This is a genomic window from Mesorhizobium sp. M1342 (genome assembly GCF_040317955.1).
Lineage (GTDB): Bacteria > Pseudomonadota > Alphaproteobacteria > Rhizobiales > Rhizobiaceae > Mesorhizobium.
The window spans coordinates 186,563-202,270 of the sequence record NZ_JAMYLI010000012.1; the positions used below are offsets into that span (position 1 = coordinate 186,563).

Here is a 15,708-nt window from a genome sequence, read left to right on the forward strand (position 1 = left end):
TGACTTGACTCCTCAACGGACATATTCGGACGGGTTTGAATGGGTCAACAATCCGCTTGAATGAATCAAGATGCAAACGGTGCCACTCCATGGGGTGTTACGATTATGTTGACTTTTGTTGACCTGAAAATCGTTTCGGTGAACGGGTTTCCAGGCACATGCTGAAGCGCACGTAGTGGCCAGGGGGCATCGAGGCGCGTGAGGCTTGCCCGGCGCAGCCAGGGCAAACCAGGCTCACGGACGTTTTGCACGGCAGACCAGGTCTCAATCATCTGCTGCTTTCGCGCGCTATGCCTTTGAATTGACCAACGATGGGGTTGGGGGTCAAAGCGAGATTGATCCCAAGCGCGGCCTTAGGGCCTCATAGAACTATCACCCTCATCTTTGTTGGGGTTTTGGCCAACTAAGCGAAGATCGGGCTAGGCCGAAGACGGCCGATCGAGGTCGACTCGCGCGACGGCGTAGGCGTCAAGCGAGATGAATTGGTCATCCAGCGGTCTTGCGGAAATTTCCATGAAGTTGGGATCGGTTGCCGCCTGCTCGAACTGCTCGGCGCCGAGAAGAGCAATACGGGCGCTGCTCGGCGCATCCGAAAGCCGCACAGATTGCGTCTTGGCGGTGAGGTTAGCGACCCACAGGGTCACGCCCCGATCGTTTTCAGCTGCGATCGTCACAACGCCGTCAGCGCCGAAAGTTCCTACGGACAGCAAGGTGGCTCCGCCGAGCTTTGAGAGACCAGCCAAGACATGGAAAGCGGGATAGACCGTTCGGGAATCCTGCTGGTCAAACCATGGCTGCACGAAGTCAGCCTTCCTATGGATTTGGCCAAATGGACCGGTGAAGTCACCGAAGACGACGGCCTCGATGCCCTCGCGAGCGCATGCGGCGAAATAGCCGACGATCCAGGCCGCATTGAACAGCCCGCGCTGACGAGGATCGATGCGCGATAGGCAGACGCGACCATTCGCTTCGTTCTGCGCCGTGGAGGCACCGTAAGGGTTCTCGCGGCAGCCGAGCTGACTGGGACCCACACGCAGCGGCAACCCGCCCATGAAGGAACGGGCAGAGCGGATCAGGTGGGGAATGGCCTCAAGCGTCTCCATCACTGACACATCGTCGGCAGCGTGCACGCTTGGACAGGTGGTAAAGGTCGCGTAGTCGAGCGCCTCGCTTGGCGGGCGCTTGCGATTGAGCTCGGTGAAGTACGCGGCCATGCCGCCGCCGACCGGTACACCCGGGAAAGCCCGGCGCGCTGCCGAGTAGCTTTCCTGGAAGCTCGGCATGGCCGGCCATGCTGCTCCCGGCTGTACCGATTTCATGTCCTGCGCCGGAAAGACGCAGATAGCTTCTAGATTGAGGCCGAGGCGACGGACAGCATCCGCGACCGGCTTCAACTCGCCGAAGGGATCCAGCGTTCCCCTGGTTATGATCTCCAGCACGACGCTTGCACCAATCAACCGGGTCAGCGCTGCGTACCGTTCAAGTTCATCGTGGCCGTGCCCGAGACGGAGATCGACCTGGCAGGCTATCCACTGCGGAGCCAATTGCCGAATTAGATCGGAGTTTCCAAGGGCGTGCCTGGCCTCGTCGGCGGCGACGCCGACGCCAATGCGAGGCACTCGGCCGGCCGGTCCGCCAATCGTCACTTTGATCGGCGGGTCAGGATTTTCAGACATCGGCGCAAGAAGCGTCCCCGACATATGCAGCCGGACGGCCTGGGTGAATTTCTGGCCCTTGGGCAGTCTGTAGGGCCACGGGCGACGCAAGGGACGAACATAGGTTTTATAGGATGCGTCAGACCAATTGCGTTGATCCTCCATCTCAAAGGCATCACCATCCATGGTGCAGGTGGCCCAGATCCCAGGCGCGATCTCATGTGACAACGCGCGCACGTCGGTGAACGGACATCCCGGATCAATAAAGTCCGGAAAATGCGAAAGCCTTTCGAGACCATCTTGATGCAGGACCCGCACCGGCTTGCCGGCCAAATCTGCTATGGGATGCAGCACGACGAAGCCGGTCCGGTTGGTCAAAAGGTCGGTCTCAGGCTCTGCTTCTGTCACAAACGACAGCGCACCATCGCTACTGCCCGAGACGCGTGCCCGGTAAACCAGGCGGCCGGATGTTGCGGCACATGTTGCACGGTATTCAATGGCGAACGCATCCGGCCTCTCGTCGATCCGCAGATCATCGAGAACGGGGGTACATGTTCCCCAGTTTTCGTCCCGTACAAGAAACGAGATTCCGCGCAAGATCTCGATCGTCCCGATGCGGATGTAGCGCAACGCCCCATTGTCGAACGCGACCGACAAGGATCCGGCGCGCAGTGTGCGCAGCGGTGCCTCGTGCTGTTCGGTGCCACATAAGCGGACTGCCAGGGAAGCTGTCGAGGTCAAATTGCCCGCTCCGTCGTGGCGTCGAAGATCGAGGCCCGGTTCATGTTGATGTCGATCGCAAGCTTCTCGCCCGGACGGCTGACGTCGTGCGCCTGCAGCTCAGCCATCACCGGCGCGCCAGCCAGTCGGAATGTCGCGTAGCTGCGCGAGCCGGTCGGCTGCAGCAGGTCGATCGTTGCCTCATAGCGAAACGTGCCCTGCTCCGGTGTGGCAGTGTGCGCCCGAGTGAGATGTTCTGGCCTCAACCCGAGCAGCACCTGCTGTCCGTCTGCGACGCCCTTCAGCCCCCTGCCCGGCGCTAAGGGCAGCAGCGCGTCCGCGAGCCGGATGGCGGCGGCGCTTCCGTCCAAGGCAAGGTTGCCTGGCAGGAAGCTCATCCGCGGCGAACCCAGAAACCCAGCGACGAAGGTTGAGGCCGGGTGCTCGAACAACTCGAGTGGCGCGCCCTGCTGCTCTATCAACCCGTCGCGCATCAGCACGATGCGGTCAGCCAACGTCATCGCTTCGATCTGGTCATGGGTGACGTAGATCATCGTTGTGGCAATGTCCTGGTGAAGGCGTTTGATTTCGCCGCGCATTTCGTCGCGAAGCTGTGCGTCGAGATTGGACAGTGGCTCGTCGAACAAAAAGATGAGGGGGTTGCGGACTATGGCGCGGCCGATGGCGACGCGCTGACGCTGGCCACCGGACAGCTGACGCGGAAAACGCCCCAGCAAGGGAGTGATGCCAAGCATGCGTGCCGCCTCGGCCACGCGCACCTCGACCTCTGGCTTCGGCATCTTGCGAGCCTTGAGGCCGAAGCCAATGTTCTTGGCCACGCTCATATGCGGATAGAGCGCATAATCTTGAAACACCATTGCCACGTCGCGATCGCGCGGCCGGAAATCATTGACCACTTCGCCGCCAATCTCGATCGTGCCTTGTGAGCTCTCCTCCAGTCCTGCGATGGTCCTCAGCAGAGTGCTCTTGCCGCATCCGGAGGGTCCAACCAGGACAGTGAACTCGCCGTCGGGGATGTGGAGGTCAATGCCGCGCACCGCATGGAAGGCGCCGTAGCGCTTGTGCAAGCCGGTGATTCTGACTTCGGCCATGCCTTCCCTTCCTATCCGCGAACGGCGCCGAGCGTCAGCCCGCGCACGAGATGTCGTTGAGCAAGCACTCCAAGGGCGATCGATGGCACAAGGGAGACAATGGCAAGGGCTGCGGCTTCACCATATTGTGCGCCCTGGAAGCCGATGAAGGCTCGGAAGACCGTTGGCAGCGTAAAGGCAGTTCGGCTGGTCAAAATCAGAGCGAAGAAGAACTCCGTCCAGCAGGCAATGAAGGCGAAGACAGCCGCCGCGACGATGCCTGGTGCTGCGAGCGGCACGGCAACGCGCCAGAACGCCTCCCATCTCGTGCAGCCATCGACGAGGGCCGCCTCCTCCATCGACTTCGGCATGCCGCGGAAATAGGCAAACATCATCCAAACCGACACCGGTAGCGTGAAGACCGTGTAAGCTAGGATCAGCCCGATATGGGTGTCGTACAGCCCGACGCCACGATAGATAAGGAATACCGGCAGGACGATGCCTATCGGTGGCAGGAAGCGCTGCGACAGGACCCAGAAGGACAGATGCCGGCCGCCCGTGTTGTAGCGCGCCAGACTATAAGCCATCAGCGTGCCGATCAGTGCCGAAAGCACCGTCGCCGAAAGCGAAATAATCAGGCTGTTGATAAGCCCGTCGAGACCGCGATAGGTGAACAGCGCAGCTTCGTAGTGGACAAGCGTCGGTGCGGCAGGGAACCAGACAGGCGGTACGGTGAGGTAGTCGTCGCTGGGCTTGATGGAGGTGTTGAACATCCAGTAGAGCGGCCACAGCACAAACACCAGGAAGAACCCCAGCAGCAGAATTCGGCCGATCGGCAACGACCGGCGTTTCCTGCGGCGGGCGGGCGCGACGGCGGCCATTAGACCGGTTCTACCTTCAAGAGCCGACGCACCAGCAACGTCACGATGAGCGCCGTAAAGATCAGGAACAGCCAACTTCCTGCTGTTGCTTGCGATAGATGAAACTGCGTGAAGCCGACGGTATAGAGATAATAGGAGGCCGTGTAAGTTTGTGTTCCCGGGCCACCGCCTGTCATGATGAAAATGGTATCGAACATACGGATTGCGTCGAGCAGACGGAAGGTCAGGGCCAGCAGCATCATCGGCCCGAGATGCGGGAGCGTGATCGCCCAAAAAGCCTGCCAGGCGTTGACGCCGTCAAGTTCTGCCGCCTCATAGAGATTGGGTGGGATTGCGGTCAGCCCAGCGAGCAGGATGACGAACATGAACGGCGTCCACTGCCAGACATCGGCGATGATCAGCGAGATATAGAGCCACGGGCGCTCCGTCATCCATCCTATCGTAACCTCCTGCCCCAATAGTTGCGTCAGGATATAGTTGGTCGGTCCGAAAGGCCGCTGTAAAAGCAGCGTCCAGGCCTGGCCGACGATGACCGGGCTGATGAACAGCGGCACGATCAGGATCGACATGATCACACCGCGGCCCGGAAAGCTGCGCACCATTGTCAGCGCCACCAGGAGACCGAGCACGAATTCGATAGCGACGCTGATGCCCGACAGCCATGCTGTCAGCAACAGCGACCAACGTGCTACTGGATCGAACACGACCCGCTCAAAGTTCTTCAATCCGACAAAGGCGTGGCCCGGCACCTGGAAGTCGTAGTTGATGAAAGATACCACCAGCGAGAACAGAAGCGGATAGATCGAGAGCGCCAATATCAGCAGCACCGCGGGCGCCACCAGCAGCCACTTGAAGTGACGGTCTGCCCATTGGGCAAAGGCAGACAGCCGGGGCGGTGCGCCGGCGGCCTTCAAGCGACGGATCGTGGCGGTGGGCTGCATAGGCGTATCCAAAAATCGCCGCTTAGCGGGGAGGTGTTGCGAGCCAAGCGCCCGCAACACCAATTGCTCCAGACAGCATGCCTCCCCTCAGAGGGTGACCGCCATGCCAAGTTTTTCCACCGTGTTGTCGGCAGTGGCGCCAGGCAGTTTCAAGAACTCGGTGTAGAAGCCTTTCTGCGAATCCACACCCAGTCGGTCGGTCGTCTCGTTCCACTCGGCGGCGGCCGTTTCAAGCGACGCCTTCGCATCCGCCCCAGCCCACACCGCGGTGCACATGCGGTCGATGCTCAAGAAGTAGTCCTGCGCGCCTGGCATGATCGGATCGAGCAGACCGACATTTGCCGAGTTGTTGAGGTTGGCAAGGTACTCCTTGGCACTGGGGAAGAGCGCGCCGTAGAGCTCGGACTTGAAGTGCGAGATGCGGTATGGGTCGCGTAGCGCATAGGGCAGCATGCAACGTGCCAGCGAGACGGGTGGCGAGCATACCCATTGCATGAACAGATATGCCGCCTCTGGGTTGGGCGAATCCGCGGACAGTGCCTTGTTGTAGCCGGTCGCATGTTCCGGATTTCCCGGAACGACGGCATAGCCGACCTTGCCAGCGATCTGCGACTGCGGAATGAAGTTGATTGCCGTGGCGGACTGCGAATAGTTCGCCGCCATACGGCCGCTAGGAGGCCAGGAATAGATCATCGCGACTTTGCCGGTCAGGAAAGCCGCCCACAAGGAAACGGCGTCGAGCTCGTTGTTGCCGGGGATCGAGGCCTTGTTTGCGGCGAGCATGTTTGTCAGCGTCTTGACGCCGGCATCCGACACCAAGCCGGCCTTCATGTCGTCTCCGAACAGTTTTCCGCCGTTGGCGCGGTACTGCTGCAGAAAGTCGAACTGATTGCCAGGGCTGCCCGCCTTGCGGAAATGTCCCGCGCCATAAACCTTTGGCGCCATCTGGTCGGTAATGAACTGGGCGATCTGGGCATATTCTTCCCAGGTCTTCGGCGGTCCAAGCTTGGCGTTGAACTTCGCCTGGTAAGCCTCCACCATTTTCGGATCCTCGAAGATGTCCTTGCGGTAGTAGAGAGCGAACATGTCGCCGTCGTCGAAGAACCCCCAGATCTTTCCCTTGTAGGTCGGCAGCGCCTTGTACAGGGGATGATAGTCCTCGAGGTCTGCCGGGTTCATGTATTTGGCGATGTAGTCGTCTAGAGGGGCAATGACGCCGCCATCGGCAAGCGACGGTGTCCAGGCCGGCGAGATGTCGAGAACGTCATAGGCACCCGAGCCGGCGATGTGCTCGGCGACTGCCTTGGAGTACTGGTCAGGGTTCGACAGTTCGACGACATTCGACTTCATCCCGGTAAGCTGCTCCCACATCGGCCCACTGAAATTGCGCGGATCGAGTGCCTGCAGGCCAGCCTCGTAGGTCATGTTGAGGGTGACGCCCGAATGCGCCTTGGCCGCCTCCGCCGCGCGAAAGGCGGAACCGTCCGCCGGCCCTTCCTTCGATGCTTTTAGGGCTGCGGCCTGCGCCTGGCCGAGCGGCGACGTGGCGTCCGCCAATTCCAATGTTTGCTGCGCCATCGCCCAATCCGTCATCATCCCCAGCATCGGGCCGGACACGGCCAACATGCCGGTCATCTGACCGAAGCGGGTGATGAAAGTTCGGCGGGTGGTTTCGCCGCTCATGAAGGCGTCGACCTCTGCTTCGAGACCTGCCTGAAAGTCACGTTTTTCACGATCGTTCATAGTGCTTGGTCCTCCCATTTCCATTTGCTTCACTCGTCCGCCGGCGCTGCGGTCAAGCATTTCCTCCCGTAAGGTCGCCGCAAAGGGGCCGCGGCGGCGCGCCCAAAAATCAGTGTCCTCCTAGGTTCCGAAGCGGGCGGCGAGCCCCGACAGCCTGGTCTTCCACAGCTCGCTCGAAAGAACCTCGCGATTGACCACGCCGCGCGGCTCCCGACCGCGCTGCACCTCCATTACCGCTTTGACGTCGGCGGCACCGTTGCCGGCAAAGCACTGGTCGGTCCAGCAAAGTGCGTGCGGCGCCAGGATGACATTGTCGAGTTTGAGGATCGCATCGTCTGCGTCGGGAGGCTCTTGTTCCAGCACGTCGAGACCGGCGCCGGCGATGCGGCGCTCCTGCAGCGCTTGCGACAGCGCTTTCTGGTCGACGATCGGGCCGCGCGCGGTGTTGATCAGGTAAGCTGTCGGCTTCATCAGGGCGATCCGCTCAGCGTTGACGATGTGGTGGGTCTGAGGCGACAGGGGGCAACTGACCGACAGCACGTCGGCGCGGCGAAACAGATCCTCCAGCCCGACCAGCTCGACGCCCAGGTCGGCAGCGACCCTCTTGTCGGCAAACGGGTCATGGGCAATGAATTGCATGTCAAAGGGCTTCGCCAAGCGGAAGACCTCGGCACCGATGTTGCCGATGCCCAGTGACCCAAGCGAACGCCCGACGAGGCCGACCCCCATGTGATCGGAGCGCTTCTCGAAACCAACAGACCCTTTGCGGGTGAGCGCGTCCTTTGTCAGCAGTTTGCCGGTCAGTGCCAGCATGAAGGTGATGACGGATACGGCGACGGGGCGTCGCACGCCATCGGGCGTGATGACCAAGGCAATGCCGGCTGCGGTGCAGGCCTCAACGTCGACAGTGTCGTAGCCGACCCCGAAGCGGGCAACGACGGCCAGGCGCCCGCTCCTTGGGATGCTCGTGGCATCGAAGCGATGGGCGAGGAGGATCAGCGCATCGAAATCCTCAAGTTGGTCGGCGCGAAGCGGACTGTTTGACTCCAGGAACACCATCTCGACGCCTGTCGCATTGCGCAGTGGCACCAGATCGAAATCTGGGTAGGTCGGCGAGCCGTCCGGCTTGCGGAAATCACCGGAAAGCGCCACCCTGAATTTTACGCTGTCCATCGTCTCCTCCGCTCCTATTCGCACCCGGCCCGGATCTTGGAAACCGCGTCGGCGATCGCGTCGTGCAGAACCCAAACGTCGCCTGAATAACAAATAAAATCAAAACCTTGTGCGTAGAAGTCGTGTCCCTGCGCGACGTTGGGCACCAAGCGTCCAAGCGATTTGTTGTGCTTCTTGGCGGCGGCAACGATTTTGGCCATTGCAGCAGTGAAAGTGGGGTGGGCGAAGTCGCCAGGAATGCCGAGCGAGACGGACAGGTCGAAATGTCCGACCCACAGACAATCGACCCCGTCCAGTCCCGCGATGCCGTCAATGTTCCTGACGCCGTCGGCGGTCTCTATCAGGCAGATGAACGTCGAGCGCTTGTTGGCGGCTGAGAATTTATCAGTGACCGAGCCCGGACGGTAGCGGTCATGAGCGATCTGCAGCGCCACGCCGCGGACGCCGGCAGGGTGATATTTCATGGAATTGATGATGTGCTGCGCCTGCTCGACGGTACTCACCATCGGCGCGATCAGGCCTTCGGCCCCCATATCCATGGCGCGGGCAAGGAAATGGTAGTCCTGCGATGGCACACGCACCATAACCGGCAGGTCGGCCGCCTCGAAATAGCGGATCGCACTCTTCACCGTCTCCAGGCTGAAGCCCGAATGCTCCATATCGAAAAAGACGAAGTCACAGCCAGCGGACTTCAGGATGTGACCTATACCCGGCGTCGCGAACTCGGCGACGAGCGTACCAAGTTTGACCCGCCTGTGAGAAGTTAACGCCCTGAGACTTGGCTCTGACATGCACTTCCTCCCGTTCGCCCAAAAGGGCCAATCCGCCCAGTTCTCGTCAATGCGTGGCCTCAAGAACGAGGTCGCAGGTCATCACCAACTTGGTCACGACGAGCGGCGCGCTCTGCGTATTGAATTCGTCGAAGTGAGCGGTGCGGCAGTGCTCCTCGAATGCGGCCTCGCTATCGTAAATCTCATAGAGCAGGACCCGGTCCGGTTCGCCGCGCGCCTCCGTCACGTCAAAGCGGCGGCAGCCGGCCTCGCTGCGCATCGACGCGGTTGCATTGGCGTCCACAAGTTCGCGGAATCTGCCCCGGGCACCCGGCTTGAGGCGGAAATCGACCCAGACCACGAAGCCCCTCATCACTTGGCACCTGCAATTTCCAGATAGCGCCTGGACACATATTCCAGATGCCTGCGCATAGCCGCTTCGGAGGCGTCTGGATCGCGCGCGGCGACGGCATCAAAGATTTCGCGATGAGCCTCATAGGCCTTGCGGTCTTCACCTTTGGCCAAAGTCGTGCGCCGCTGTTCGAGCAGCCATTCGGCCAACGCCGCGTGGATAGCTGTGAAGATTCGATTGCGGGTGATCACCGCCAGCACGTAGTGGAAGTCCACGTCGGTGCGCTCGAAGCGCGTCAGGTCCCCGATCGACTGTCGGTTGATTTCAAGCGCCTCTTTGAGACTTTCAATATCTTCTGGGGTGGCATTGATGGCGGCGTTGCGGGCAAGACCGACTTCGAAAAACAAACGCGCGCTCTGGAAGTCATGAACCCCGCCGGGGGCCGAAATCATGTGACGCGCCGGCCCCGAGAGGGCGTCGATCACGAATTGGGGCGTTGGCCGAGTGACGCGGGCGCGCTCGCCGGATTTCACCTCGACAAGGCCCATCTTGCTCAGATGCAGCAGGGCTTCGCGGATTGAAGGGCGCCCGACCCCAAACTGCCGCATGAGTTCCCGTTCGGATGGGAGCCGGTCGGCTTCGGCCAGCTCTCCCTCGCGGATCATCCGCTCAAGGTGCGCTGCAACCTCGTCCGAAAGCTTCCGCGGCTTGATCAGAACTCCGATCATTGGCATACCTGTTATACCAATACGCTATGGCCCCAGAGCGCCTCTGTCAACGATCCTTCTACCAACAGACGCTCGTGACCAAGTGAGAACGGTCATTGTTCTTCCTGTCAAACGAGTATCTATCGGCGTTCGCCCAACTGAGACGCCGCACAAAGTTGGAACGAATCTGGCGTAAAATTGGCTGGGCGCATCGACGCCGGCATCGAGGAGGCGCTCGCCCGCTTTGGCATCGATACTCGTGGCGCAGCAGACGGCTGGGGAGCGACACTCGACAGCGTATATGACGGAGCGATTGAGGCGCTGACCTCCCTTGATGCTAGCTTTGCAAAGGCACTAGCGATCATCGCCGAGGGCTGAGCATGGCAGACATCGATGCTACACAGCGCGTCATCGAACATCTTTTGACGCATTTCGCCTGACCAAAAGCGGGCGCAAGCAGTCCGGCGGCAACGGGCTGTAACCGACTGTCAGGTCTCGGCAGGCATTTGAGATAGCTGCCGTTCTCCATACGATCCCCAGTTGGACGATAAGACCAAGCGTCCCAACAGCCAGAAGCGGACATCGTCAACGAGTTTAATTTACGCAGCCAGGATCGACCTCGCAGTTCGGGCCGATGCGACACCCATCCGGAACGCCATAGCTCAAAACCCCTCAAGCGCTTCAGCGCAGCGTTGCAAAAGGTCGAGCTGCGTTGCGGACCTCGGGTCTGCCGTTCGTTCTCCTCCGTCACGGCTGGTATACGGAGAACCACACGCCTTCCGTGATCCCTGACCTCTCTGGGCAGCATGATCCCGACCGCTTCCTGCAACGGAGGGCGATCATTTCCACTAAATCCAATGCTTTATGAGGAAAGCCGGTGGTACCGTTGGCTGGGATCAGTTCGCCCATCAACCAACTGTTTTTGTCACGTTTTTCCTTCCTGCGGGGTGTTGTTTGTATCACAATATGTATCACAGCAGGCAGCACAATCTCGCCGCGGATATTCCGCCGGCGACACGGACAGATGGCAACTTGCATCGGCGTACGAGGGGGCTGCGCAATTTTTTGCAGAAGCAGGAACATAGCTGCATCGCCCAAGTTAAATACCGACGGCATTGGATCACGGCTTCATTCTCGCATTTCCAATCTGCCAGAGTGCTCCGGGATTCTTTGATGCTCGAACGAATGGGCAGGACAATGTATCGCTGTCAGCTTTTGCTATCAGCCTTTGGTCTGGTGTTGTTGACGGGTGGCCTGTTCCCACAGGGCCAAGCCATGGCACAGGCGCCCTGCCCGGCCGACCACGATAAGCTGCTCGCTGTCCTCAAGGCCAATGTGAAAGCAAGCGGCGGACCTGCCAACGGTGGCTTTGAGACCAACGAATGGGCCGCTATCGTCGCCCGCGACGGCGCCGTATGCGCGATCGCTTTCAGCGGTCCCACCGCCGATTCGCAATGGCCAGGCAGTCGCCTCGTCGCGGCAGAGAAGGCCAACACGGCCAATGGACTCAGCCTGGCGCAGATGGCCCTATCGACGGCCAATCTCTACGCGGGGGCGCAGCCGGGCGGGCCGCTTTTCGGCTTGCAGGAGACCAATCCGGTCAACCAGGCCGCGGCCTATGCGGGCGATCCCAAAACGTTCGGAAGCGCCAGCGATCCCCTCGTCGGCAAGCCGATTGGAGGCGTCGTTGTGTTTGGCGGCGGACTTGCCCTCTATGACGGCAAGAGCATCGTCGGAGGGATCGGGGTTTCCGGAGATTCCTCATGCGCCGATCACAATGTCGCCTGGCGTGTTCGCGCGGCGCTCGGCCTCGACAAGGTTCCCGCCGGGGTCAATCCCAATCGCAAGGACGCCATCGTCTACGATCTCGATCCCGGCGGCAAAAGCGCCTCGGGCTGGGGTCATCCGCTTTGTGCCGGCACCGAGGCTGACATCGCGGCGGAGCTCGGCGCCGGCGTGGGAGGCTCGATCCACAAATGAAAGGCATGCTGCACCCGGCACCGGCGCGCGTTGACGCAGGACAAGGCGCCCGCGCATTGGCGACCTGGAATTCTTTTCGCACCTGCATACTCCCGGTGATGCTGCTGGCATGCGGCCCATTCCTGAGCGGTGCCTCGGAGCCCCCATCGGCGGCGGCTATTGCGCCGCCCGCCGCGGCCGCGCCACCCGATGACGGGCAATGGACAATGCCGGCCAAGAACTACGCGTCGACCCGCTTCAGCGACCTGACCGAGATCAACGAAGGCAACGTCAAGAACCTGCAGGTCGCCTTCACCTTCTCGACCGGCGTGAACAAGGGCCAGGAAGCAGCGCCGCTGGTTGTCGGCAGCAGCATGTACATCGTCACGCCCTTTCCCAACATCGTCTACGCACTTGACCTCTCCAGGCCAGGCGCGCCGATGAAATGGAAGTACGAGCCCAACCCCGAGCCGGCGGCACAAGGGGTGGCCTGCTGCGATGTCGTCAACCGCGGCGCGGCCTTCGCCGACGGGCGCATCTTCTTCAACACGCTGGACGGCCACACGATCGCGCTCGATGCCGATACGGGCAAGCCGATCTGGAACGCTCATATCGGCAACATCAACATCGGCGAGACAATCACCATGGCGCCGCTGGTGGTGAAGGGAAAAGTTCTGGTCGGCAATTCCGGCGGCGAAATGGGCGTCCGCGGCTGGGTGAAGGCGCTGGATGCCGGAAACGGGCATGTTGTCTGGACGGCTTATGGCACTGGACCCGACAAGGATGTGCTGATCGGCCCGGACTTCAAGCCCCACTATGACATGGACAAGGGCACAGACCTTGGCGTGACGACATGGCCGCCCGAAGCCTGGAAGATCGGCGGCGGCAATATGTGGGGCTGGATCTCCTACGATCCGGACTTGAACTTGATCTTCCACGGCACAGGCAATCCAGGACCGTGGAATCCGGATTTGCGGCCAGGCGACAACAAATGGACGTCCGGTATTTTCGCGCGTGATCCCGATACCGGAGCGGCGAAGTGGTTCTATCAGTGGAGCCCGCATGACCTCCATGACTATGACGGCATCAACGAGCAGATCCTTCTGGACATGACCTGGCAAGGCAAGCCGCGCAAGGTCCTAGTCCGACCGGAACGCAACGGCTACCTCTATATCCTCGATCGAACCACTGGCGAGGTGCTGTCGGCCACAGCCTATGGCCCGGTCAATTCCAGCAAGGGCGTCGACCTGAAGACCGGCCGGCTGATTGCAAACCCCGACAAGAGAACCGGCACCGGCAAGGTGGTGCGAGACATTTGCCCGACAGCGTCCGGCCTCAAGGACTGGCAGCCATCGGCCTTTTCGCCGAAGACCGGCCTGCTCTACATCCCCCACAACAATCTCTGCATGGATGAAGAAGGCGTCGAGGTAAACTACATCGCAGGCACGCCCTATGTCGGCATGAACGTACGCATGATCCCCGGGCCGGGCGGCAATCGTGGTGCCTTCACCGCCTGGGATGTTGCCGCCGCCAAGCCGGCCTGGGTCCTGAAGGAGAACTTTCCGGTGTGGAGCGGCACCGTCGTCACTGCCGGCGATGTCGTCTTTTACGGCACCATGGAAGGCTGGTTCAAGGCGGTCAGCGCCAGGACTGGCGACCTCCTTTGGCAATTCAAGACATCGTCCGGCATCATCGGCCAGCCGATAACCTATCGCGGCCCCGATGGGCACCAATATGTCGCAACTCTGTCAGGCGTCGGTGGCTGGGCCGGTGCCATCGTTTCCGGCGACCTCGACCCACGCGATGCCACCGCGGCACTTGGCTTCGTCAACGCGATGAAGGATCTAAAGAACGCTACCACGGCGGGAGGCACGCTTTATGTGTTCCGGCTGCCTTGATGGATTGGACTTGACCGTACGTCCGGCGCGAAAGGCGTTCCAACGGGTGGCCATCGGCATGGCCGGGCTCGCCTTGTTGCTCTTGCCGGCTATTGCCAATCCACGTGAGTTGAGAGTGTGCGCCGACCCGAACAACATGCCGTTTTCCAACGCGGCCGGTCAAGGCTTCGAGAACAGGATCACGGAAATTATCGCCACTGATCTCGGCGCCAAGCTGACGTATACTTGGTGGGCGCAGCGCCGTGGCTTCATCCGTAACACGCTGAAGGCAGGCCTTTGCGATCTCGTGCCCGGCACGCCTGCCAATCTCGAAATGCTGCGCACGACCACGCCTTACTACCGTTCGTCCTATGTCTTCGTGACCCGCCAGGACGGCCCGGACGTGACCTCCTTCAACGACCTGCGGTTGCAAGAATTGCGTATCGGTGTTCAGCTCATCGGCGACGATGGCGCCAACTCGCCGCCTGTCCAGGCGCTTGGCCGCCGCGGCATCGTCGGGCACCTCATCGGCTACCCCGTCTATGGCGACTACTCCGCTCCCAACCCTCCGGCGCGCATCGTCGAAGCTGTCGCGAACGGCGAGATCGATCTTGCCGTGGTCTGGGGTCCGCTCGCCGGCTATTTCGCCCAGAGGCAAAAGGTGTCGCTCCGGATCACGCCGGTCACGCCTCGCATCGACGGACCGCAACTGCCGCTAATGTACGACATCTCAATGGGTGTTCGGCGCGAGGACGATGCGCTGCGTGGCGATGTGAATAGCGCGCTTGCCAGACACAAGGCCGAGATCGACGCGGTTCTGGCGCAATACGGCGTACCGCGTCTGGACATGGCCGGGAGTCCGGCGCGATGAGGCACGCTCTGGCGTTGTTACTGCCCTTGACGCTGACCCTGGTCGCCTGCCAGCGCGAGGAGCGCGACACGCAACCGCAATCGGCGCTCGGCTCAGGTGAGCAGCCGACGCCTGTGACCACGTTGGAGCCGGGCGGACAGCGCCCCTCCCCCACCGACAACAAGGCGGCGAGCTTCGAGGCCAACGCCTTCCACATGAGCGAGGGCAAACGCCTGTTCAACTGGTTCAACTGCTCGGGCTGCCATGCCAATGGCGGTGGCGGCATGGGCCCGGCGCTGATGGACGAGAAGTGGCTCTACGGCAGCTCGATCGAAAGCATCCACGCCACGATCCGCGACGGCAGGCCGAACGGGATGCCGAGCTTCGGCCAGAAGATACCCGACGACCAGATATGGGAGCTGGCGGCATATGTGCGTGCACTGGGCGGCAACGCGCCCTCCTCCGCCGCGCCGCAACGCAATGACGGCATGATGGTGCATCCCTCGGAAAACCGCCTGCCGGATGCCGCGACACTGGGCAAATCACCGTGAAACGCCCGGCTTCGATGACCTTCGCCCTCTGTGTCCTGCTTCTTCTGCAGGGATGCGCAGGCTGGCAGTCGGCGCTGGATCCGAAAGGCCCCGCAGCCGGCGAGTTGGCTTGGCTGATCTGGTTCTTCACCGCGCTTTGCGCGGTTGTGTGGGTGCTGGTGATGATCGCGCTCGCAGCACCGCTGGTTATGCGATCGCGTCCCGGCGATGAACCCCTCTTACTCGACGAAGCGGCCGAACGCCGCAAGATGCGCGTGGTCGCGTCCGCCGTCGGACTGACCGCCATCATCCTGATCGGACTGACGCTGTTAAGCTTTTTCGCCAACAGGACGCTGGCTGCGATCGGCTCGGAGGCTGTGCTGACAATCAAGGTGACCGGGCACCAGTGGTGGTGGGAGTTGCGCTACGAGGATGCTACGCCGAGCCGCATCCTGACGA

General features: G+C 61.3%; 15 protein-coding genes. 6 read left to right on the forward strand and 9 right to left on the reverse strand.

The window, feature by feature from the left end:
• Window positions 1-419: 419 nt before the first annotated feature.
• The 9 genes from NKH06_RS14995 to nanR form a co-directional block, all read right to left on the reverse strand.
• The gene (locus NKH06_RS14995; RefSeq protein WP_352893355.1) at window positions 420-2,396 is read right to left on the reverse strand and encodes a D-apionate lactonase family protein; all 1,977 of its coding nucleotides are present in this window, start codon (window positions 2,394-2,396) and stop codon (window positions 420-422) included.
• On the reverse strand, window positions 2,393-3,487 hold the full coding sequence (locus NKH06_RS15000) for an ABC transporter ATP-binding protein (protein WP_023811943.1): 1,095 nt from the start codon (window positions 3,485-3,487) through the stop codon (window positions 2,393-2,395). The genes NKH06_RS14995 and NKH06_RS15000 overlap by 4 nt, the downstream gene beginning before the upstream one ends.
• 11 nt (window positions 3,488-3,498) lie before the next feature.
• Entirely contained in the window at window positions 3,499-4,305 is an 807-nt protein-coding gene (locus tag NKH06_RS15005; protein WP_245273237.1) for a carbohydrate ABC transporter permease, read from the reverse strand.
• Window positions 4,306-4,346: 41 nt separating this feature from the next.
• Window positions 4,347-5,348, reverse strand: a complete 1,002-nt coding sequence (locus NKH06_RS15010) for a carbohydrate ABC transporter permease (protein WP_245273236.1) — start codon at window positions 5,346-5,348, stop codon at window positions 4,347-4,349.
• Between the two features lie 27 nt (window positions 5,349-5,375).
• Complete coding sequence (locus NKH06_RS15015) at window positions 5,376-7,031, reverse strand: extracellular solute-binding protein (protein ID WP_127296120.1); 1,656 nt, start codon at window positions 7,029-7,031, stop codon at window positions 5,376-5,378.
• Between the two features lie 120 nt (window positions 7,032-7,151).
• Window positions 7,152-8,204, reverse strand: coding sequence for an NAD(P)-dependent oxidoreductase (locus NKH06_RS15020; protein ID WP_352442883.1), 1,053 nt, complete (start codon window positions 8,202-8,204; stop codon window positions 7,152-7,154).
• Window positions 8,205-8,218: 14 nt separating this feature from the next.
• A complete protein-coding gene (locus NKH06_RS15025) occupies window positions 8,219-8,995 on the reverse strand; it encodes an HpcH/HpaI aldolase family protein (protein ID WP_352442884.1) in 777 nt (258 codons plus the stop codon).
• 46 nt (window positions 8,996-9,041) lie between these two features.
• On the reverse strand, window positions 9,042-9,347 hold the full coding sequence (locus NKH06_RS15030) for a putative quinol monooxygenase (protein WP_023811937.1): 306 nt from the start codon (window positions 9,345-9,347) through the stop codon (window positions 9,042-9,044).
• On the reverse strand, window positions 9,347-10,054 hold the full coding sequence (gene nanR / locus NKH06_RS15035) for a transcriptional regulator NanR (protein ID WP_023811936.1): 708 nt from the start codon (window positions 10,052-10,054) through the stop codon (window positions 9,347-9,349). Before nanR ends, NKH06_RS15030 begins: the two co-directional genes overlap by 1 nt.
• Window positions 10,055-10,231: 177 nt before the next feature.
• On the opposite strand from nanR, the gene NKH06_RS15040 reads away from it, so the two are divergent.
• The 6 genes from NKH06_RS15040 to NKH06_RS15065 all read left to right on the forward strand — a co-directional run.
• Complete coding sequence (locus tag NKH06_RS15040; protein WP_128304509.1) at window positions 10,232-10,411, forward strand: hypothetical protein; 180 nt, start codon at window positions 10,232-10,234, stop codon at window positions 10,409-10,411.
• A gap of 795 nt (window positions 10,412-11,206) precedes the next feature.
• Window positions 11,207-12,013: a heme-binding protein gene (locus NKH06_RS15045; RefSeq protein ID WP_164892965.1), complete on the forward strand. Its 807-nt coding sequence runs from the start codon at window positions 11,207-11,209 to the stop codon at window positions 12,011-12,013.
• Entirely contained in the window at window positions 12,010-13,890 is a 1,881-nt protein-coding gene (locus NKH06_RS15050) for a methanol/ethanol family PQQ-dependent dehydrogenase (RefSeq protein ID WP_352775182.1), read from the forward strand. The genes NKH06_RS15045 and NKH06_RS15050 overlap by 4 nt, the downstream gene beginning before the upstream one ends.
• The gene (locus tag NKH06_RS15055; RefSeq protein ID WP_352775185.1) at window positions 13,871-14,740 is read left to right on the forward strand and encodes a substrate-binding domain-containing protein; all 870 of its coding nucleotides are present in this window, start codon (window positions 13,871-13,873) and stop codon (window positions 14,738-14,740) included. The genes NKH06_RS15050 and NKH06_RS15055 overlap by 20 nt, the downstream gene beginning before the upstream one ends.
• Complete coding sequence (locus NKH06_RS15060) at window positions 14,737-15,270, forward strand: c-type cytochrome (RefSeq protein ID WP_352775188.1); 534 nt, start codon at window positions 14,737-14,739, stop codon at window positions 15,268-15,270. The genes NKH06_RS15055 and NKH06_RS15060 overlap by 4 nt, the downstream gene beginning before the upstream one ends.
• Window positions 15,271-15,284: 14 nt before the next feature.
• The coding region (locus NKH06_RS15065) for a cytochrome c oxidase subunit II (protein ID WP_502914483.1) at window positions 15,285-15,708 on the forward strand (424 nt) is incomplete at its 3' end.

Coding starts and splice junctions, on each gene's coding strand:
- NKH06_RS15020 (WP_352442883.1), bottom strand. CDS start 8,204: ATGGACAGCGTAAAATTCAGGGTGGCGCTTTCCGGTGATTTCCGCAAG.
- NKH06_RS15060 (WP_352775188.1), top strand. CDS start 14,737: ATGAGGCACGCTCTGGCGTTGTTACTGCCCTTGACGCTGACCCTGGTC.
- NKH06_RS15045 (WP_164892965.1), top strand. CDS start 11,207: ATGCTCGAACGAATGGGCAGGACAATGTATCGCTGTCAGCTTTTGCTA.
- NKH06_RS15015 (WP_127296120.1), bottom strand. CDS start 7,031: ATGAACGATCGTGAAAAACGTGACTTTCAGGCAGGTCTCGAAGCAGAG.
- nanR (WP_023811936.1), bottom strand. CDS start 10,054: ATGATCGGAGTTCTGATCAAGCCGCGGAAGCTTTCGGACGAGGTTGCA.
- NKH06_RS15055 (WP_352775185.1), top strand. CDS start 13,871: ATGTGTTCCGGCTGCCTTGATGGATTGGACTTGACCGTACGTCCGGCG.
- NKH06_RS15030 (WP_023811937.1), bottom strand. CDS start 9,347: ATGAGGGGCTTCGTGGTCTGGGTCGATTTCCGCCTCAAGCCGGGTGCC.
- NKH06_RS15025 (WP_352442884.1), bottom strand. CDS start 8,995: ATGTCAGAGCCAAGTCTCAGGGCGTTAACTTCTCACAGGCGGGTCAAA.
- NKH06_RS15050 (WP_352775182.1), top strand. CDS start 12,010: ATGAAAGGCATGCTGCACCCGGCACCGGCGCGCGTTGACGCAGGACAA.
- NKH06_RS15000 (WP_023811943.1), bottom strand. CDS start 3,487: ATGGCCGAAGTCAGAATCACCGGCTTGCACAAGCGCTACGGCGCCTTC.